Origin of the sequence: Paraburkholderia hospita (assembly GCF_002902965.1) — a bacterium.
In the GTDB taxonomy this organism is placed as follows: Bacteria; Pseudomonadota; Gammaproteobacteria; order Burkholderiales; family Burkholderiaceae; genus Paraburkholderia; species Paraburkholderia hospita.
Window position 1 is genome coordinate 1,935,925 of the sequence record NZ_CP026107.1, and the last position, 18,578, is coordinate 1,954,502.

Sequence of the window (18,578 nt, forward strand, 5' to 3'; positions counted from 1 at the left end):
GATTATTCCTCGGATAGCGGTTCGTTGCACGCAGCGCGCAACGCGCGGTAGACACTCTCGGGCGTGAGTGGCAGCGACTTGAGCCGCACGCCGACGGCATCCTCGATCGCTTCGGCAATCGCCGACGCCACGCCGAACGTCGCGCTTTCGCCGACGCCCTTCGCGCCGAACGGCCCGTTGTGCTGCACGGAATCGACGGTTTCGCGGCCGATCCTCGCCGGAATGTCGTGGATGCCCGGAATCTTGTATTCGGCAAACGACGCATTGCGCAGTTGCCCGACTTCGTCGAACTCCATCCGCTCGAACAGCGTGATACCGAGTTGCATGATCGCCGCGCCGGAAATCTGCGTATCGACGACCTTCGGGTTGATCGGCGTACCGCAATCGACCACATTTTCGAAGCGCAGCAGCCTGAAATGCCCCGTCTCCGTATCCACCTCGACTTCGACGCCGCAGCCGCCCACCATCCAGTTCGGCGTGATGTTTTCCGATTGACCCGTCTCGTGCGCCGGCGACTTGTAGCTGGGAATGAAGCTGCCAATGCCGACAATATTCCCCGCCTGCATCCCGTACTTGCGGCGCAGCAGCTCGCCTGCGCGAATCGCGGGCACGGGCGGCAGGCCCAGTTCGTTGGCGAGCTCGGCGAGCTTGCGGTTCGCGTCCTCGGCGGCCAGACGCACCGCGTGGCCCATATGGAAGGTCGAGCGCGAGCCGAGCGTCGCCATGTCGTACGGCGTGACGTCGGTGTCGGGACGCATCACCTTGATGCGTTCGGCGGGAATGCCCAGCACGTCGCCCGCCATCAGCGCAATCGCTGTCTCCGACGCCTGGCCCATATCGACCGTGCTCGAATAGACCGTGCAGCTGCCGTCACCCGCGAGGCTCACCATCGCAACCGACGTTGTAGGCGCAACCAGCGCCTTGAAGCCGATGCCGATGCCGCGCCCGCGCCGCAGCGCACCCGTGCCGCGCTCGAACGGCGCGCTCCAGTTCATCCGCTGCGCGACGCGTTCGAGCACGAGGTCGATCGCGGCATCGTGCATCGGCGTGCCCGTCGCGTGCGGACGGCCTTCGCGCAGAATGTTGCGGCGGCGGAATTCGAGCGGATCGATGCGCAGCGCGCGCGCGATCATGTCGGCGTGGCTCTCGTACGCCCACACCATCTGCGGAATGCCGAAGCCGCGGAACGCGCCTGCGGGCGGAAGATTCGTGTACACCTGATACGAATCGATCCACACGTTCTCGATATCGTACGGACCTGACGCGGTGAAGCCCGATTTCTGCGTGACGCGCGGCCCGATATCGGCATACGCGCCGCCGTTCCACCACACTTCGCACTTGCGCGCGGTAATGTGGCCCGCTTCGTTCACGGCCGTTTTCATGCGGAAGGTGGTGGCGTGCTTGGTGATCGTGAAGAACTGCTCTTCCATCGTCAGCGATATCTTCACCGCGCGCCGCGACAGCAATGCAAGCGCAACCACGAGCGCTTCGAGTTTGATGTACAGCTTCGCACCGAAGCCGCCGCCCAGCAGGCCCGACTTCACACGCACGCGGTTCTCGTCCCAGCCGAGCAGGCGCGCAATCTCGATGCGCACGAACGACGGGCTTTGCGACGCCGTGTGCACCGTCAACATACCCGAGCCAAGGTCCGGTTCCGCGAGCGACACCATCGGCTCGAGCGGCGTGTGCATGACCTGCTGCGTCGTGAACGTGTCCTCGAACACATGCGCAGCTTGTGTGAAGGCAGTGTCGACGTCGCCGCGCCGCAACTGGAAGTCGAGCGCGACATTGGTGCCCTTGCGTCCCGCCAGATGCTTGAGATCGGGGAACGTGCCCGCCGGGCGCAGAAAATCGTGCACCAGCACATCCGATTGCGCGGCCTCGACCTCGTTGAACACGGCAGGCAGTTCGTCGTACTCGGCCATGATCAGATGCGTCGCTTCTTCGGCGATATGCGGATCCGCCGCGAGCACGACGGCCACGGCCTCGCCGATATAGCGCACCTTTTCCAGCGCGAGAATCGGCTGGTCGTGAAATGCCGGGCCGAAATACGGCTCGGGGATCACCTTCTTGACGTCCTCGCCCGTATAGACCGCGAACACGCCTTCCAGCTCGCGCGCGGCGCTCGTGTCGATGCTGACGATCCTGCCGTGCGCAACCGTGCTGCGAAAGATCTTGCCGTACAGCATGCGCGGCAGCACGAGATTGTGGATGTACTCCGCGCGGCCCGTCACCTTCGAGCGCGCTTCGAGCCGGTTCAACGCGCGGCCCACCTGTTTTTGTGCTGGCTGTTCTTCCAGCGTCGTTTCAATCTTCATCAGGCATGACCCTCGAATGGGGCAGCGCGTCCTTCTGCGGCGGCGAGCGCCGTGCGTACCGCGCGGCCCAGATAGACCTTCAGCAATTGCTTCTTGTAGCTCGCCGAGCCGTGAGGGTCGCCGACGATATCGAGCTGCGCCGCGCCCGCTTCGCCCGCGTCGCGCAGGATCGCGGAATCGTCGGGCGAGGCGCCACGCAGCAGCGTCTCAGCTTGCGTGAGCCGCGTCGGACGGTCTGTCGCCGCGCCGACGATCACGCTCGCGCGATCGATCTGCCGCCCTTTCATGTCCAGCACGACAGCGACGCCAAGCGCGGGCCAGTCGTGCGCCGCGCGCGTCGTGACCTTCATATAGGCAGCTGGACGTCCCGCCTGCGGCGGCACGATGACTTCGGAGATCAGTTCGTCGCGGGCCAGTACTGTTTCGTAGTAGCCCGTGCACAGTTCTTCGACGGGCACCGTGCGCTCGCCGTTCGGACCGGTGATCGTCACGCGCGCGCCGAGCGACGTCAGCACGGGTGGCATGTCCATGTGCGGATCGGCGTGACCGAGATTGCCGCCGATCGTCGCGACATTGCGCACCCGCACGTTCGACAGCGTGCGCAACGTGCGCGACAGCAGCGGCCAGCCTTCCTTCACGAGCGGTGAATGCTCAAGCGTCGCGAGACGCGTGAGCCCGCCGATGCGCAGCTCGCCGTTTGCCCCGACGCGAACCTGCGCGTATTGCGGTTCGATATCGCGCAGGCTGACGAGGCGCGTCGGCCGCAGCACGCCCGCTTTCATCATCAACATCACCGCCGTGCCGCCGCCGACCGGGCGGATATCCGGGTCTTCCGGATCGAGCAGCGCGATCGCTTCTTTCAGCGAGCGTGGCCTGGCGAGCTCAAACGGAATCATCTAATGCACTCCTTGTTTCTGTATGGGGCTAGCGCGCGCAGCCCGCGCGATCGAGCAGCGCGTGCAGTTCACGCGCCACGATATCCGGCGTCTCGAGCGGCGTGAGGTGTCGCGCTTGCGGGATTTCCGTGAACGTCGAACCGGTGATGCCTTCGTGCAGCGCGCGCGCCATCGCGGGCGTCGCGGCGTAATCTTCTTCGCCGACGATCACGCAGGTCGGCACGCGCACGTCGCGCATCAGTGCACGTCCGTCGAACGAGCCCAGCATGCGGCCCGTCGCCGCGAACGGCGCGACTTCGTTGCGCAAGAACGTATCGACGCAGCGCTGCACGACGTCGGGATGCTCGGCGCGGAAGGCGTCGCTGAACCAGCGCGTCGTCTGGAACTCGACCAGCGGCGCGAGGCCGCCCGCTTCCGCCTTCTGGGCGCGCGCGTCCCAGTCCTGCGGCGCGGTCTCGCCGTACCACGCGGTCGTGTCGATCAGGCCCGCGGCAATCGTATCGGGATAGGTCGCGGCGAACTCCAACGCGACGCAGCCGCCCATCGACGCGCCCGCGATCAGCACGTTGCGAAAGTCCGTCGCGCGCACCACGTCATACACGTCCTGCGCCAACAGCGACACGGTGTACGGGCCGGCCGGCTTGTCCGATGCGCCGTGGCCGCGTGCATCGATGGCGAGCACGGCCGCGCGCGGCATCAGCCGCTCGACGACGGGCGTCCAGAAGTGACGGTCCATCGCGAGTGAATGCACGAGGACCACGCGTACCGTGTTTTCTTTTCCGCCATAGAGGTTGTAGCCGATGCGCGTGCCGTCCCGCACGGTGACGTGGGACGAGACGACATCGGGACTGATCGGTTGATTCATTGCGTGCTCCGCAGGCTGTCAGGTGCTATCGGATGAGGTGCTACGAAATGCTGTCGGGAATGGGCCGGTGTCCGGCTCTCCGAACTCGCAGATGGATATTGCTGGCTGGCGGATGACGCGGCAAACGACGATCTTTCATGCAACGCATGAAAAGTATTCATTGGCTGCGAACGGGCGTTCTAAGTCATGTGCAGCGATCCGCCCGTGTGCGTCGCATGTGGCGTGGGGATGAATTTCTCTCATGTACGGCATGAACAATTAGCGTTTGCCCGTCGCCTGGCTCGCCGTCAATCTTGCTGCCAGAGCGTGCCGTTCCATGGCCACGCGCTGCGCGAATCCGCGGTCCCGTGGTTCTCTATCCGCCTCTCAACCAGTAAGGTCGAATGCCGTGAACTTCACCAGGAAAGTGCTGAACTCGCAGTGGGTCCGTCCGCTGCTGCTGATCGTGGCGATACTCGTCGTGTGGGATCTCGTGATCCGCATCTTCAAGATCCCGCCGTACCTCGTACCGACGCCCGAAGCGATCATGCGTCAGATCGCCATGCAATGGTCGATGCTGCTGCAGGAGTCGCTGCCGACGCTCTACGCAACGCTGGGCGGGTTTGCGCTGTCGGTATTGATCGGCGTGCCGATCGCGATGCTGGTTGCCGCGTCGCCGGTGATAGAAAGCTATCTGTATCCGCTCGTCGTGTTCTCGCAGAGCATTCCGAAAGTGGCGATTGCGCCGCTTTTTGTCGTGTGGTTTGGGTTCGGTCTCTTTCCGCGCATCTTGGTAGCGTTTCTGCTTGGCTTCTTTCCCGTGGTCGTATCGACTGTCATGGGTTTCAAGTCTGTCGAGAAAGACCTGATCGATCTAGCAAAGTCGATGGGCAGCTCGCCCGTGAAGACGTTCTTCAAGATCAGCCTGCCGCATGCACTGCCGTCAATTTTTTCCAGCATGAAGGTGTCGATCACGCTCGCCGTAGTGGGCGCCGTGGTCGGCGAGTTCGTCGGCGCGAACTCGGGCCTTGGCTTCGTGTTGCAGCGCGCGAACGGCAACTTCGACCAGCCGCTGATCTTCTCCGCGCTCGTGGTGCTGTCGGTGATCGGTGCACTGCTGTTCGTCGCGATTGACATGCTCGAGCGCGTCGCCATTCCCTGGCATGCGTCACACCGCACGCGCTCACTAGGCCGCGCTTGACACGCGCGCGCTGCGTGCTGCGTGTTGCGCTCCGCGCGCTTCGAATACCCAATTAAAACCAGGCAGGAGACGACATGAAGTCCAGAAGGTTATCGCGCATGGCAGCCGCGCTGAGCATTGCGGCGATCTGTTGTGGCAGCACGGCGGCCTATGCCAAAGACTCGCTGACGATGATGCTCAACTACACGGTCAACGGCGCCGTGGCACCGTTCTACCTCGGCAAGGTGAAGGGCTACTACGACGCCGAAGGCATCGATCTGAAGCTGATGGAAGGACACGGCTCGGGGCCGACCGTGCAGGCCGTCGCGACGCATAACGTCGACATCGGCTACGCCGACTTCAGCACGATGGTGAAAGTGGCCGCGATGGGTGCGCCCATCAAGGCGATTGGCGTACTGATGCAGGAGAACCCGACCTCCGTGGTCGGCCTTGCGGAAAAGAACATCAAAACGCCGCAGGACATCAAGGGCAAAACCGTGGCCGTCGCGCCGGGCGATGCATCGTCGCAGCTCTGGACGATGTTCATGAACAAGGTCGGCCTGAAGGATTCCGACTTCAAGACCATCACGGGCAACCCGCAGACCACCATCAATGCCGTGATTACGGGCCAGGCCGATCTGCTCGTCGGCTTTGCGACGATTCCCCTCATCTCCGTCGAGCAGGCCACGAAGAAACCAGCGCGCGCAATACTTTTTGCCGACTACAACGTGAATGTCGCGACGCTGAGCATCATCACGCGCGACGACATGATCAAGGACAATGCCGACCTGCTCAAGCGCTTCATGCGCGCCACGGCGAAGGCGGTGAACGACAGCGAAAAGGACCCTGCTGCCGCCGTCGATGCGTTGCTCAAGACGCTGCCCGCAGCCGGCTCGCGCGACACGATGATTCGCACGCTCAAGGCGACGATTCCGTTCTACCGCACGCCTGACACCGAGCAGGCGCCGATCTTCCATGTCAGCACGAAGAACATCAACGATTCGGTGGCCTCGATCGTGCAATACAGCAAGCTCGATCCGTCGGCTAACGTGCCCGCGAAGTATTACACGGGTGCATTCGTCCCCTGAGCCGCGCCTGAACCATCGCTCCCCCCCATATTGTTCATCTGAAACCGGCCCCGCTATGACCACTGTACTGAAGCTTGATGAAAAGCATTACCGATCGCCCGCACCGATGCCTGCGAAACCGCTGATCGAGTTACGCGGCGTCACCAAGAGCTACCGCAGCGCGCAGGGGATGATGCAGGCGCTCAGGCCGCTCGACTTCGATATCCGCGAGCAGGAGTTCGTGTCGATCGTGGGACCGTCCGGATGTGGCAAGAGTACCTTGCTGAAGATGGTCGCGGGGCTTGAAGAGATTTCGTCTGGGACGATGACGCTGTCGGGGCAGCCGATTCGCGGGCCGCAGAAGAATGTCGGGATTGTGTTTCAGAGTGCTGTGCTGCTGGCATGGCGGAATGTGCTGGACAATATTTTGCTGCAGGCTGAAATGCGGCGTATGCCGAAGCGCGATGCGCGTGAGAAGGCGATGAAGCTGATTGCCATGGCTGGGCTTGGCGGATTCGAGGAGAAATACCCGTGGCAGTTGTCGGGTGGCATGCAGCAGCGGGTTTCTATCTGTCGCGCGCTGCTGCACGAGCCGGCTGTGCTGTTGATGGATGAGCCGTTCGGTGCGCTCGATGCGATGACGCGGGAAAGTATGAATATGGAGTTGCAGCGGATCTGGCTGGAGTCGAAGAAGACTGTTCTTTTGATTACGCATAGCATTCCGGAAGCGGTTTTTCTTTCTGATCGGGTTTTGGTGATGTCGGAGCGGCCTGGTGCTATTGCTGCGATTTATGATATTGAGTTGCCTCGGCCAAGGCCGTTAGAGGTTATGGCTACGCCGGCGTTTTTGCATTACACCAAGACTATTCGGGCGCATTTCAATGCGCAGGGGTCGTTGGACGAGCACTAGCTTTTTTTTGTCTGCGACGCTATAGGCGTTTTTGCCTTTGCTGCGTGAGTGTCGCTGGTCGGGCTGGTTGCTTTCTTCGCTGGCATCCGGATTATGGCTTTGTGCTTCATGCGTCGCCGTTTGGTGTTTTGGCCTTTGCGCTGGCATCCGCGTTTTGTTAGCGTGCTTCAAACGTCGCCGTTCGGTGTTTTGGCCTTTGCGCGGGCATCCGCGTGATGACTTACCCCTTCAAGCGTCGCCCCTGTGCGGGGCGGCACCTACTTTTCTTTGCCGCCGCAAAGAAAAGTAGGCAAAAGAAAGCGGCTCACACCGCCAACATTTCTTCGTGCCTGAGGGCCCCCAAAGGGTCCTACGCTTCACACGGCAACATCCTTGTCTGCTTGCGTTGCCAACGCGCTGAATGAGCGCCTCACCCGCTTCGAATACCCGTGCACGGGCTAACGACAGCGAATGATATGTGCCGCCCAGGTGGCAAACTGTGTGTAGGTTGTCGCGGCGTACACGTTAGCGCTCTTACAGGGTGGAACGCGTGCGCTATCGGGTCCGAAGTGAGGCGTGTGTGGCTCTACGGCCTACACACAGTTTGCCACCTGGGCGGCCGTGGAATATCTGGCACGGCATGGTGCAGCGCGGGTGCGTGAAGCGGGTGAGGCGCACCGCAAGAGCGTTGGCAACGAACATGGGTCACATGATTGCCGTGTGAAGCGGAAGACCCTTTGGGGGCCCTCAGGCAAATACAAGAACTGGCGGTGTTAGCCGCTTTCTTTTGCCTACTTTTCTTTGCGGCGGCAAAGAAAAGTAGGTGCCGCCCCGCACAGGGGCGACGCTTGAAGCTCGACGGCAAAGCGCGGATGCCAGAGCACAGGCAAAAACACCGCCCGACAACGCCCACGCCGCAAACGCGCGAACCCGGATGCCAGCGAATGGCAAAAGCACCCAACCCGTGACAAACAGAAAAAGGCGCGCCGCAGAAAAAAAACCAGCGCGCCAGCGCCCCCCTAGAACCAGTGATTAATACCAAACGAAACACCCGTCTGCTTCTCATGCTGCGAGGGATTCAAGGTCGCATTCGTCACATACACGCCCGTGAAATGCGTATAGTCAATATCCGCATAAAGCTCGGTGCGCTTCGAGAGCAAATAACTCACCCCAAGAATCGCCACATCCTTTCTGCCGTCCACTCCATTCGTCTTATTCTTGTTGTCATAATACGCCGCAGTCACGTTGAAGAAAGGCGTCATTTGAAACCGCACCCCGCCCCATAAATACTGATTCCGCGTCATGCTATGCACGCTAGCCGGCACGTCCTGCAAATTCAGCGAATACCCCGCCATCACATCGACGGGCCCGACCGTTACCGTCCCGCCCGCGGTGTACTGATCGTTGCTGAAGTACTGACTCGACGTAGCCGACAACGGATTGGACTTGTGCGTATAGCCAGCGCCCAGCTTGAACAGTTGCGTGCGGTAATTCACGCCACCCGCCAACGTCGAGCCATGCGCGGCACTACCCGGCACGCCACCCAGCGCATATTCTCCACGAATCACCCAAGGCCCGAAAACACCACGATAGTTGATATCGTTATCGTCACGGCCCGTGTTACCACCCGAGACCGCCGTCGATTCAGTAATGCTCAGGTAATGAAAGTCGAACGGCTCAAAGTCCTTGATCAGATAATGCTGCAACGTGAACTGACGGCCCATGTCGATCTGGCCGAATGGCCCGCCAAACCCCACTGTCGACGTGCGCTGAAAGAGCTGATTGCTCGTATTGTTGTTCGCACCCGTCGACAGCACGTAGCCCGCTTCCAGATTGAAGCGCACATAATAGCCACCGCCGATGTCCTCCTTGCCTTCGAAGCCCCAGCGGTTCGAGTTGTAAACGCCGTTGGAAGCCATCGACAGCGCAGCGCCACCCGACTTCGTTCCGTTCACGAGATTCCGTAACCCGCCATCCAGAGACCCATACAACGTGACACTGCTCTGCGCATGAACCGCGCCGCCCGAAAGACCAAGCAAAGTCAACGCTGTCAGCGAACGCCTCAGGCTGCTTATGCGCGCCGCGGAAACTACTCCTCCTTTTTCGTCCATATCTCCTCCATCAATGTCGTTGTATTCATGTGGCGGGACGTGCGGGATGTGACGCTTCCCGCGCCGTCCACCGTGGATGTGCGTCAGCGTCTCGCGTGCACTGCCGTTCGATGTTCTGTCCGCTCCTGTCGGCCAATCATCGACACCCACGCGAGACGCTCCGCTGATGCTGCTCTGGCAGGACCGCTTTCGGCGGCCGCTTACATGTCCTTCTTTTCCTCGAAGTACCAGTCCGAGTCCTTGTTGATCCATTCGGGACCCACACGTTGACGCGTCTGTTCTTCACCCGTCTTGAAGTACTCGCTCTTCACCGCGCGCTGCGCCATCGATTCGTTGCGCTCGTCCCAGTCGCCCATCGACACGCCGTACCACGGCCATTCGGGACGCAACGCCGGCAAGCCCAGCTCTTCCCAGATCGCCTTTGCGTTTTCCATGTACGGCTTCGTCGGCAGCGACAACGGCGGCAGCTTTTCCTTGCGCGTCGCATTCATCAGGATCACGCCGTCCACGGCGTCGTCGCCGCGCTGCGCGCCCGACGTGCGCGGACCATGCCCCGTGTCACGCCCATGCAGGATCTGCACGTCCTTGATTGCATTCATCCGGTAACTCATCGACCAGAAGATCGCATCGCTGTTCTCCGGGTTGATGTCGTTGCTGACGGCCACGACCAGCTTGCCCACGGCGGGCTGTAGCGAGGCAGCGCCCATCAGCGCGCGCCAGATCTCCGTTTCAGTGGCCTTCTCGCTGAAAACGACAATTACGAGCTTGCGCAGATTCGTGAGCGGCTCGTGCATCACGACCTTTTCCACGCTGGAAATACGCAGCGAGTTGCGCAGGTGATCGAGGAACAGCGGTTCGAACGCAACTTTCTTCACCAGCGAGCTTTCACTCGGCGTCACCTGGCTGATGATCGACACGAGGTGCGCATTCTTGCGGCGCGTAATCGCCGTGACGTTCATGTACGGATTGAATTCCTGCAGGTTCACGTGACCGTGCGACTCGCCGAAAGGTCCTTCCGGTTCGAGCGTATCCGTCGGCACGAAGCCTTCGATCACGATTTCTGCGTCGGCGGGCACGAGTAGATCATTGGTCTTGCACTTCACGACGCGCAGCGGCTCGCCAAGAATCGCGCCCGCGACGCCGAGTTCGTCCACGTCGATCGGCAGCTTCTGCACGGAACAGAACGACACGGCCGGATGTCCGCCGATCACCAGCGCGGCAGGCATTGGTTTGCCCATGGCCTTGTATTTGAGCCAGTGCTGATAGATGCCCTGCCCCATTTCAATCGACGGATTGCAGCCGACCCGGCGCTTGCCCTTGATCTGCCCGCGATACGTGCCCATGTTCTGGATGCCGTTCTCCGGATCGACGGAGATGTATTGCGAGCAGGTCGTGTATGGCGCGTTGTCGAAGCCCGGCGTCGAAATCGGAATCGGCAGATGTTCGAGACCCTGTCCGTCGACGTCGAGATCGTCGCCGATGAAACACACTTCCTGGCACGGCGCTTCATCCACGGTGACGGGATCGATCGGGTGTCCCTTCGCGTATTGCCACTTCTTGCCAATCTCGTCGACGGGTACGCCCATACCGATCGAATACACCTCCCGGTTGATCGACAGCGCGCCGACGACGACAGGCAGTTCGAACCGGCGTCCCTTGCTGTCGACGACGTTATGGAATACGAAGGCCTTGCGGTCCGATTCGGGAATGCCGCCGCGCAACTGCCAACGTACGAGCGGATGCAGCTCGGTGTCCTTGTTGATCTCGCGATGGACGTGGATGACGAGACCTTTTTCTTCCAAGGCCTGCAAGTGTGTCTGGAAGGAAGGGAAATTTTTCATGGTTGTCCGGTTAATGCATTTGATTACACACAACTCATTCGTCAAGTTCTCGTGCGTACCTGAGTCCGGCGGCGAAATCCATCACTCGCTGCAGACCTTGCCAGATGGTCTTGACTCCGGGTTCGCCATCGCCTTTGCGCGCCAGGAAGCCACCCAGCATGGCGACCAGACGCACGGCCTCATTCATTCGCGGTGGCGTCCTGGGTGGTTTCTTTTTGTTCAGAATGTATGCCGCGCGCCATTCATCGCGCTCGAACAGTAGTTGCGCGTCAAGGTCCGGGCAGGTTCGACCCAGTCGCATCAGCCGGGCGATACGCCACGCGACCACCATGTACAGCGCCAGGGCGCGTTCAAGCCGCGCCTTCGATGTGAGCTGCAACGCCTCGACCCGACAGCCGTTCTTGAGTACGTGAAAGAACAGTTCCACCTCCCAGCGCGCCCGGTACCAGTCAATCAGCTGCGCCGCCGCATCAAGGTCGTTCGCATGGCGGTTACTCAGCAGCCGCCATTCGAGCGGCTTGACGCCTGCCGGCGGGTCGAGTTCCCGGGCGACGATACACGTGACGCTCACCACGTCGCCGGCCGCATCGGGCAACGCGACACGCTGCGCCCACACCTGCTGGCGGACCGTGCGCGCCGGCTGAGCCTGACGGGCCGCCAGCGTAAAGTGAATTGTGCCCAAGGGCTTGCCCGCCGTAACCTTGTTCCACAGTTTGCCGCCTTCGGGCAGGGTGCGATTGTGTTGCGAGCGCAGCAGCCAGTCGGCCGGGTTGTCCAACTCGCGCGCCTTGACCATCAACGCCATGATGTCCGACTCCCGGTCAGCCACGTACACGAGCCGCGTGGCAGGCAGCGCCGCAGCCTGTTCGGCAACCCGCTCATATCCTTCGATCCAGCGAATACTTTCCTTGAGGCCTGCACGCACACCATCCGCGCCTTTGGGTTCGCGTGCCCACATGAAGGCGTCAAGCACGCCCAGCGGCTCGCGCGATGGCGTGACCGCGTAAGTCGGGTGCAGATACATCCCGCGCTGGGCCTCATACGACAGCGGGCCCAGACCCGTAATCGTCTGGCCGTTAAAGTCCAGCTCCGTTGTATCCTGGATGCATAGCACCACTTCGCAAGCTCGCATCCGCTCGGCCGAGCTTTGCCAGTGGGGCGCCAGAATATCGCGCCAGTCCAGTTCATCCTGAGCCAGAAACCGGTACGCCCCGGCCGTCTCCGCCCAGCCGCCGCATGCGTTAGGTATGCTTGCCGTCGGCTTCTGCGCGAGCCGCTCCGCCAGCAGCACGGCGCGCGCGTTCAGACGCTGATCGCCCAGGTCGATGTCCTTGAATTCTGCCGCTGCCCAGCTCGCTGCCTCTTGCTTCATGCGCCGCCCAAAATGCGACAGTAAACGACACTCCGAAGCAGTTTACAACCCAATCCGCTATGTCATTGACCGTAAACGACTTTCTCGGCGCCTACAGACTTATGTGTAATGGGATGCGGTTAATGATCAAGGGGAATGCATCGCAAACCGGCCAGCCTCACGGATTCGCCTGTCGGATTGCATGGTGTGAGTCGAGCAACGGTCGCCGTCACATGAGGTGCCCGGGCAGCACGGCGGCAGACAAGTACCGCTGTTCGGCAGACGCTGCTTGACGAGTCGCGCGGCATGACATGCGGGACTGTGAGCGCAGACTGAGCCAGAACCTGTCCCCTCGCAAACGGTGATTTCTCATGTGCGCCATGAACGGATTTCATCCGTGGCAGAGCGCACCGTCGTAGGCCGAATGCGTGCTCAGACGATGAAAAGGCTTCATGCCACGCATGAACAGATTTCGTTTGAAGCGCGTTGGCGTGTCATTCAATCTTCATGGAGGCGTATGCCGCCTGTCGCGCACATGTTTTCTTGCTGATGGGGCGCACGGCATACGATGCATCGCGAAGCGGCACACGCATGCGCGGCACGGGTTCAACGAGAGACGATGGATATGGAACGACGCAAACGTATCGTGGTGGGAATCAGCGGCGCCTCAGGCGTGATCTACGGCGTCCGGCTGCTCGAGATGCTGCGCGAACTGAATGTGGAATCGCATCTCGTCATGAGCCGCTCGGCCCAGATGACGCTAGCGTATGAAACGGATCTGCGCACAGCCGACGTGCAGGCGCTGGCTCACGAACACTATCCGAACGCCGATATCGGTGCCGCCATTTCGAGCGGTTCGTTTCGCGTGGACGGCATGGTCGTCGCGCCCTGTTCGATGAAGACGCTCGCGGAGATCGCGACGGGCAACACGGGTTCGCTGTTGTCGCGCGCCGCGGATGTGATGCTCAAGGAGCGTAAGCGGGTTGTTCTGATGGCGCGCGAGACGCCACTGCATCTCGGGCATCTGCGCAACATGACGGCCGTCACGGAAGCGGGCGCGATTATCTATCCGCCCGTGCCTGCCTTCTACGCGCGGCCCGACAGTCTCGAATCGATGATCGATCACACGCTCGGACGCGTGCTCGATCTGTTCGACATCGATACGGGTACAGTCAAGCGCTGGACAGGCGAGTTCACCCATCGGCTTGTCAGCGTCGCGAATGGATGACGAGTTCGAACGAGGATGGCATCCTCGTTCGTTCCCGCAATCGGACGCTATCGATGGCGGAAGACGGGAGCGCGCTTGGCGAGAAATGCAAACATGCCTTCCTTTTGCCCTTCGGTAGCAAACGCAGCGTGGAAGAGCCGACGCTCGTGCAGCACACCTTCATTTAGAGGAGTCTCGAACGCCCGATTGACCGCCTCTTTCGCAAGCCGCACCGCAGGCAGGTTGTAGCCAGCGATGGTATGCGCCGCCTCCAGCGCGGTTTGCAGTAACTCGGTTGACGGAACCACGCGCGCCACGAGGCCGGCTGCGTATGCCTCGTCGGCACGCAAGTTTCTGCCAGTGAGAATCAGGTCCATTGCCAGCGACTTGCCAACGGCGCGCGCCAGACGCTGGGAACCGCCAATGCCGGGCAAAATACCGAGCTTGATCTCCGGTTGCCCGAATTGGGCATCATCGGCCGCGATGATAAAGTCACATGCCATCGCCAGCTCGCATCCGCCGCCCAGCGCATAGCCGCCTACCGCCGCGATGATTGGCTTCGAGATCGTTCGAATGCGGTCCCACTCGGCGAAAAGGTCGTTCGCGTGCCATTCGGCAAAGGTCTTCCCGGCCATTTCCTCGATGTCGGCACCTGCCGCAAATGCACGCGCATTGCCCGTGATGACGATCGCGCCAATTCCATCGTCCTTGTCAAATGCGCTCAGCGCTGCCAGCACCTCGCGCGACATCTCCACGTTAAGCGCATTCAATTGCTTGGGACGATACAGCGTAATCAGTCCCACGCGCTCTCTTCGATCGATCTTGATCGTTTCGTATGTATCGCTTTCCGATGTGCCTTTACCGGTATCTCCATTCACGCCAACAACGGCGGGGTCGGTACTCGTTTCGATCACTTGCATTTTGCTTTGCCTGGCGGATGCGCCACGTACTGCGGGAACTTCGGTCGACATAGTTTCACCTGTCAGTTCAAGTTTGCGGTGTCATGCTGCGAGATTTGCGGAGCGCCTCGGTTCACTGTCATCTGATTGCGAATCAGCCTGCGACGCGTAGGCGCCCGACGAAGCCATCAATTCGGCCAGAATCGCCTCTCGGTGCTGGTCCACCGCCGGCGCTCTCCTGACCACCGTCACATCCTCATCGGGCGAAGTACTCATCTTGATCGGGTTGCCCGCCGTCTTTACCTTCCGCTCCGACTCGCCCTGGACATGAATGAACATGTTGCGTGAGAGCAGCTGCGGGTGCTCGATGACCTTGTCGATCGTGTTGATCGGCCCGCACGGCACGCCAGCCTCGTTCAGCTTGTCGAGCCAGACGTTGACGGGTGCGGTGCGAGTGACACGCTCGATCGCCTCGATCATCGCGGGCCGGTTCTGGACGCGAAGATCGTTGGTGAGGAATCGCGAGTCGAGTGCCACTTCCGGCACGCCGAAGGCATCCGCCATCAACAGAAAGAGCTGATCGTTGCCGGCAGCAATGATGAATCGATCATCCTTCGCTGCGAAACTTTCGAATGGCGCCAGCGACGGATGCGCGTCGCCGAACCGGGATGGCACCTTGCCTTCCACGTCGAACCGGGCAAACGCCGTTTCCATCAACGCGGCCTGGCAATCGAGCATCGAGATATCCACGTGTGTGCCCTGCGCATCCCGCGAGCGCTTGTAAAGACCCGCGAGAATGCCGACCGCGGCAAACAGCGCGGCGCCGAGATCGCCCAGCGCCGTGCCCACACGTGCGGGCTGCGAGTCGGGCCAACCTGTCAGGCTCATGACACCGCCCATCGCCTGCACCACCGTGTCATAGCCCGGCAAATCCTTGTACGGCCCGGTATGGCCGAAGCCCGAGATCGACGCATAGACGATATGCGGGTGCGTTCTTGCCAGCTGCTCTGCGCCGTAGCCAAGCCGGTCCATCACGCCGGACCGGAAGTTTTCGACCACGACGTCGGCCTGGTCCAGCAACCGCTCGAGCAGTTCGCGGTCGCGCGGAGATTTGAAATCGAGCGCAATGCTCTCCTTTCCTCGGTTGAAGCACATGAAGTACGCCGACTCGCCGTCAACGAACGGACCGAACGCACGCGTGTCGTCTCCCGTTCCCACACGTTCGATCTTGATGACGCGCGCCCCCAGATCGGCAAGCATCATTGCGCAATACGGACCGGACAGTACGCGCGAGAAATCGATAACGGTGATTCCTTCAAGGGGCAAACGCTTCTTTACCCCAGTCTTGTTCTCAGGCACAAGCACCTCCTGGTTGCGTTGAATCAAATGCCTTTCTGAATCCAGGCCGAAGCCTTTTCGGCGATCATCATCGTGGGGCAACTCGTGTTGCCGCTGGTGATCGTCGGCATCACGCTCGCGTCCACCACCCGCAATCTGGCTACGCCGCGCACGCGAAGATGGCTGTCGACGACGACGTTCGGATCTGCGAGATTGCCCATCGTCACGGTACCGACAGGGTGAAAAATCGTGGTGGCGATCTCTCGCGCCAGGTTTTCGAGTTCCTCGTCCGACTGATATTGCGGACCCGGCTTGTACTCTTGCGGCTTGTATGCGGCAAGGGCAGACTGGCTTGCGATGCGTCGCGTCAGGCGAAGACTATCTACAGCGACTTTTCGGTCTTCACCGGTACTGAGATAGTTCGGGGCTATAGCGGGTGCATCTTCGAAATTTCCGCTCCTGATATGAACAGTGCCCCTGCTTGTCGGGTTCAGGTTGGCAACGCTGGCCGTGAACGCCGGGAACGTGTGCAGCGGTTGACCGAACGCGTCGAGGCTCAACGGTTGCACGTGATACTCGAGATTCGCGTGCTTCCTTGACGGATCGCTACGTGCAAAGGCTCCCAACTGCGACGGCGCCATGCTCATCGGGCCCGTCCGGTGCAATGCGTATTCAAGGCCGATCTTCGCCTTGCCGAGCATGCTCGACGCAAGCACATTCAGCGTCTCGCAGTTTTCAACCTTGTACACCGCGCGAATCTGCAGATGGTCCTGCAAATTCGTGCCAACGCCCGGTGTGTTTTGAATGATGTCAATGCCGTGCTTCTTCAGGTGAGACGCGAGTCCAATACCCGAGTGCTGCAGAATATGGGGCGATCCGATCGCGCCCGCGCTCAGTACCACTTCGCGCGCTGCATTCACCGAAACAAGCTCGCCATCGCGAACAATCTCCGCGCCCGTGCAGCGCAGGCCACCGCTTTCGTCGCGCACGATCGTGAGTTTCTTCACGCGGGCGTTCGTCCACGTCGTGAGATTTGACCGGTGTTTGATCGGACGCAGAAATGCCTTCGACGTGTTCCATCGCCAGCCGTTTTTTTGTGTGACGTCGAAGTAGCCGACGCCGAAATTGTCGCCGGTATTGAAGTCGTCGATGAACGGAATGCCCGCCTGCGCCGCCGCTTTGCTGAACGCATCCAGGATATCCCACTTAAGACGCTGCTTTTCGACGCGCCACTCGCCACCGCTCGCATGCACTTTTGCAATGGCGGCCGTGTTGCCGTTGAGCAGACCGCGCTGCTCGGGGTCGAGCTTATAAAAGTCTTCATGCGCCATGAAGTCCTTCAGCGAGTTATCCCAGGTCCATTCGGGATTCCCCGTCAATTCGGCCCAGTGGTCGTAATCGCGCGCCTGGCCACGCATGTAGATCATGCCGTTGATACTGGAACACCCACCCAGCGTTTTGCCACGCGGATAGAGAATCTGCCGGCCATTGAGCCCCTTGTCCGGCTCAGTGCGGAATTGCCAGTCCGTACGTGGATTGCCGATGCAGTACAGGTAACCGACGGGAATGTGAATCCACATGTAATCGTCGGCACCGCCTGCTTCGACCAGGAGAACATTTCTGGTCTTGTCGGCGCTCAGTCGATTTGCCAGCAGACTCCCGGCAGATCCAGCCCCGATAACAACATAATCAAATGTCTTGCTTGGCATCTCGCAACCACCATTGAAAACGTTTAGCTATACGAACTATGATGAACCACCATCGACGCTGACGATGTAATTAGACCGATCGTCTATAAAAAGGCAAAAAAATTTGAGTTACTTCAGTGCGGCGAAAAAACCGTTCGCGAACGTCCGTAGTGCCGCAGGGTCACCGTCCAGTTTCGCCCTGAGCACCGCCCCTTCCCAACCAATCCAGAAAAATGCGGCTACGCTCGCACAATCGGTTTTGCGCGGGATCTCGCCGGCCGCTCGCGCTTCGAGTAGGCATCGCGCCGTTCGTGCTTCCCAATCTATGAACACTTCACGCAGACGCTCGCGATAGCCTTCGGGCAGCACGCCCATCTCTTGTCCAAGATTGCCGACCAGACACCCCCGTTTGAAGCGATAACGTCGCATCCCCGCCTCAGCGTCCATGACGAAGTCGTGTAGCCGCTCGAGAGGCGACCTTCGTTCATTCGTCAGAATGCGGTCCAGTTTCTTCGCGAAGTACGCGGCATATCGGTCGATCAACTCCAGACCGAACGCTTCCTTGCTGGCAAAGAAATGATAGAACGAGCCCTTCGGCACATCGGCATTACGCAATATCTCTTCGATACCGGTGGACGAAAAGCCTTTTTCCGTCAACACGGCAACGCCGGCCCGCAACAGCGACTCGCGGGTCTCGCTATAGCCTGCAAGCTCCTTCGGGGGGCGCCCTCTGCGGCGCGGAATGGTCGGCGTGTTCATGTAGCGGATATTAGACCGCTCGTCTCAGAAATTCAAGCGCGCAGATGAAATAGTGGCAGCTTCGACGGTACGAACGGTCATGCTTGACTCGTTGCGCACGCTGCATGAGGCATGCACAACAGTTTTGCCCGTCGGGAATAAATCGCCAATCAGCACGGTATTGCCTGGTGCGTCCACAGCGTTGCGGGCC

At 60.6% G+C, this 18,578-nt stretch carries 14 protein-coding genes; 4 read left to right on the forward strand and 10 right to left on the reverse strand.

Annotated elements, in window-relative coordinates:
• Nucleotides 1-2 precede the first annotated feature (2 nt).
• The 3 genes from C2L64_RS42050 to C2L64_RS42060 are packed head-to-tail and all read right to left on the reverse strand — an operon-like array spanning nt 3 to nt 4,079.
• Entirely contained in the window at nt 3-2,318 is a 2,316-nt protein-coding gene (locus C2L64_RS42050; protein ID WP_007586868.1) for a xanthine dehydrogenase family protein molybdopterin-binding subunit, read from the reverse strand.
• A complete protein-coding gene (locus C2L64_RS42055) occupies nt 2,318-3,214 on the reverse strand; it encodes an FAD binding domain-containing protein (protein WP_007586867.1) in 897 nt (298 codons plus the stop codon). Before C2L64_RS42055 ends, C2L64_RS42050 begins: the two co-directional genes overlap by 1 nt.
• Before the next feature lie 28 nt (nt 3,215-3,242).
• Nucleotides 3,243-4,079, reverse strand: a complete 837-nt coding sequence (locus C2L64_RS42060; protein WP_007586866.1) for an alpha/beta fold hydrolase — start codon at nt 4,077-4,079, stop codon at nt 3,243-3,245.
• A gap of 388 nt (nt 4,080-4,467) precedes the next feature.
• Here C2L64_RS42060 and C2L64_RS42065 point away from each other — a divergent pair, with 388 nt between their 5' ends.
• From C2L64_RS42065 to C2L64_RS42075, 3 genes are all read left to right on the forward strand, one after another.
• Nucleotides 4,468-5,259, forward strand: a complete 792-nt coding sequence (locus C2L64_RS42065; protein ID WP_039901195.1) for an ABC transporter permease — start codon at nt 4,468-4,470, stop codon at nt 5,257-5,259.
• A gap of 74 nt (nt 5,260-5,333) precedes the next feature.
• Nucleotides 5,334-6,326 (forward strand): ABC transporter substrate-binding protein, encoded by a 993-nt coding sequence (locus C2L64_RS42070; protein ID WP_039901194.1) that lies wholly within the window; start codon nt 5,334-5,336, stop codon nt 6,324-6,326.
• Nucleotides 6,327-6,381: 55 nt separating this feature from the next.
• Entirely contained in the window at nt 6,382-7,215 is an 834-nt protein-coding gene (locus C2L64_RS42075) for an ABC transporter ATP-binding protein (protein WP_007586861.1), read from the forward strand.
• A gap of 998 nt (nt 7,216-8,213) precedes the next feature.
• On the opposite strand, the gene C2L64_RS42080 is transcribed toward C2L64_RS42075, so the two are convergent.
• From C2L64_RS42080 to C2L64_RS42090, 3 genes are read right to left on the reverse strand one after another with little or no spacing between them, the layout of a single operon-like run.
• Nucleotides 8,214-9,557, reverse strand: coding sequence for a porin (locus C2L64_RS42080; protein ID WP_238554739.1), 1,344 nt, complete (start codon nt 9,555-9,557; stop codon nt 8,214-8,216).
• Nucleotides 9,506-11,146: a UbiD family decarboxylase gene (locus C2L64_RS42085; RefSeq protein WP_007586855.1), complete on the reverse strand. Its 1,641-nt coding sequence runs from the start codon at nt 11,144-11,146 to the stop codon at nt 9,506-9,508. The genes C2L64_RS42080 and C2L64_RS42085 overlap by 52 nt, the downstream gene beginning before the upstream one ends.
• Nucleotides 11,147-11,180: 34 nt before the next feature.
• Complete coding sequence (locus tag C2L64_RS42090; protein ID WP_086909118.1) at nt 11,181-12,518, reverse strand: IS4 family transposase; 1,338 nt, start codon at nt 12,516-12,518, stop codon at nt 11,181-11,183.
• A gap of 604 nt (nt 12,519-13,122) precedes the next feature.
• On the opposite strand from C2L64_RS42090, the gene C2L64_RS42095 reads away from it, so the two are divergent.
• The gene (locus C2L64_RS42095; RefSeq protein ID WP_007586853.1) at nt 13,123-13,725 is read left to right on the forward strand and encodes a UbiX family flavin prenyltransferase; all 603 of its coding nucleotides are present in this window, start codon (nt 13,123-13,125) and stop codon (nt 13,723-13,725) included.
• Between the two features lie 47 nt (nt 13,726-13,772).
• On the opposite strand, the gene C2L64_RS42100 is transcribed toward C2L64_RS42095, so the two are convergent.
• From C2L64_RS42100 to acuR, 4 genes are all read right to left on the reverse strand, one after another.
• Complete coding sequence (locus C2L64_RS42100; RefSeq protein ID WP_085954626.1) at nt 13,773-14,675, reverse strand: enoyl-CoA hydratase; 903 nt, start codon at nt 14,673-14,675, stop codon at nt 13,773-13,775.
• Nucleotides 14,676-14,705: 30 nt separating this feature from the next.
• Nucleotides 14,706-15,962, reverse strand: coding sequence for a CaiB/BaiF CoA transferase family protein (locus tag C2L64_RS42105; RefSeq protein ID WP_063717354.1), 1,257 nt, complete (start codon nt 15,960-15,962; stop codon nt 14,706-14,708).
• A 23-nt stretch (nt 15,963-15,985) separates the two neighbouring features.
• A complete protein-coding gene (locus C2L64_RS42110) occupies nt 15,986-17,650 on the reverse strand; it encodes a GMC family oxidoreductase (RefSeq protein WP_007586845.1) in 1,665 nt (554 codons plus the stop codon).
• A gap of 108 nt (nt 17,651-17,758) precedes the next feature.
• Nucleotides 17,759-18,388 carry an acrylate utilization transcriptional regulator AcuR gene (gene acuR / locus C2L64_RS42115; protein ID WP_007586844.1) on the reverse strand — a complete coding sequence of 210 codons (630 nt, stop codon included), beginning with the start codon at nt 18,386-18,388 and terminating at the stop codon, nt 17,759-17,761.
• Nucleotides 18,389-18,578: the final 190 nt, after the last annotated feature.

Coding starts and splice junctions, on each gene's coding strand:
- acuR (WP_007586844.1), bottom strand. CDS start 18,388: ATGAACACGCCGACCATTCCGCGCCGCAGAGGGCGCCCCCCGAAGGAG.
- C2L64_RS42070 (WP_039901194.1), top strand. CDS start 5,334: ATGAAGTCCAGAAGGTTATCGCGCATGGCAGCCGCGCTGAGCATTGCG.
- C2L64_RS42085 (WP_007586855.1), bottom strand. CDS start 11,146: ATGAAAAATTTCCCTTCCTTCCAGACACACTTGCAGGCCTTGGAAGAA.
- C2L64_RS42090 (WP_086909118.1), bottom strand. CDS start 12,518: ATGAAGCAAGAGGCAGCGAGCTGGGCAGCGGCAGAATTCAAGGACATC.
- C2L64_RS42075 (WP_007586861.1), top strand. CDS start 6,382: ATGACCACTGTACTGAAGCTTGATGAAAAGCATTACCGATCGCCCGCA.
- C2L64_RS42095 (WP_007586853.1), top strand. CDS start 13,123: ATGGAACGACGCAAACGTATCGTGGTGGGAATCAGCGGCGCCTCAGGC.
- C2L64_RS42080 (WP_238554739.1), bottom strand. CDS start 9,557: ATGGATCAACAAGGACTCGGACTGGTACTTCGAGGAAAAGAAGGACAT.
- C2L64_RS42050 (WP_007586868.1), bottom strand. CDS start 2,318: ATGAAGATTGAAACGACGCTGGAAGAACAGCCAGCACAAAAACAGGTG.
- C2L64_RS42060 (WP_007586866.1), bottom strand. CDS start 4,079: ATGAATCAACCGATCAGTCCCGATGTCGTCTCGTCCCACGTCACCGTG.
- C2L64_RS42055 (WP_007586867.1), bottom strand. CDS start 3,214: ATGATTCCGTTTGAGCTCGCCAGGCCACGCTCGCTGAAAGAAGCGATC.
- C2L64_RS42110 (WP_007586845.1), bottom strand. CDS start 17,650: ATGCCAAGCAAGACATTTGATTATGTTGTTATCGGGGCTGGATCTGCC.
- C2L64_RS42100 (WP_085954626.1), bottom strand. CDS start 14,675: ATGTCGACCGAAGTTCCCGCAGTACGTGGCGCATCCGCCAGGCAAAGC.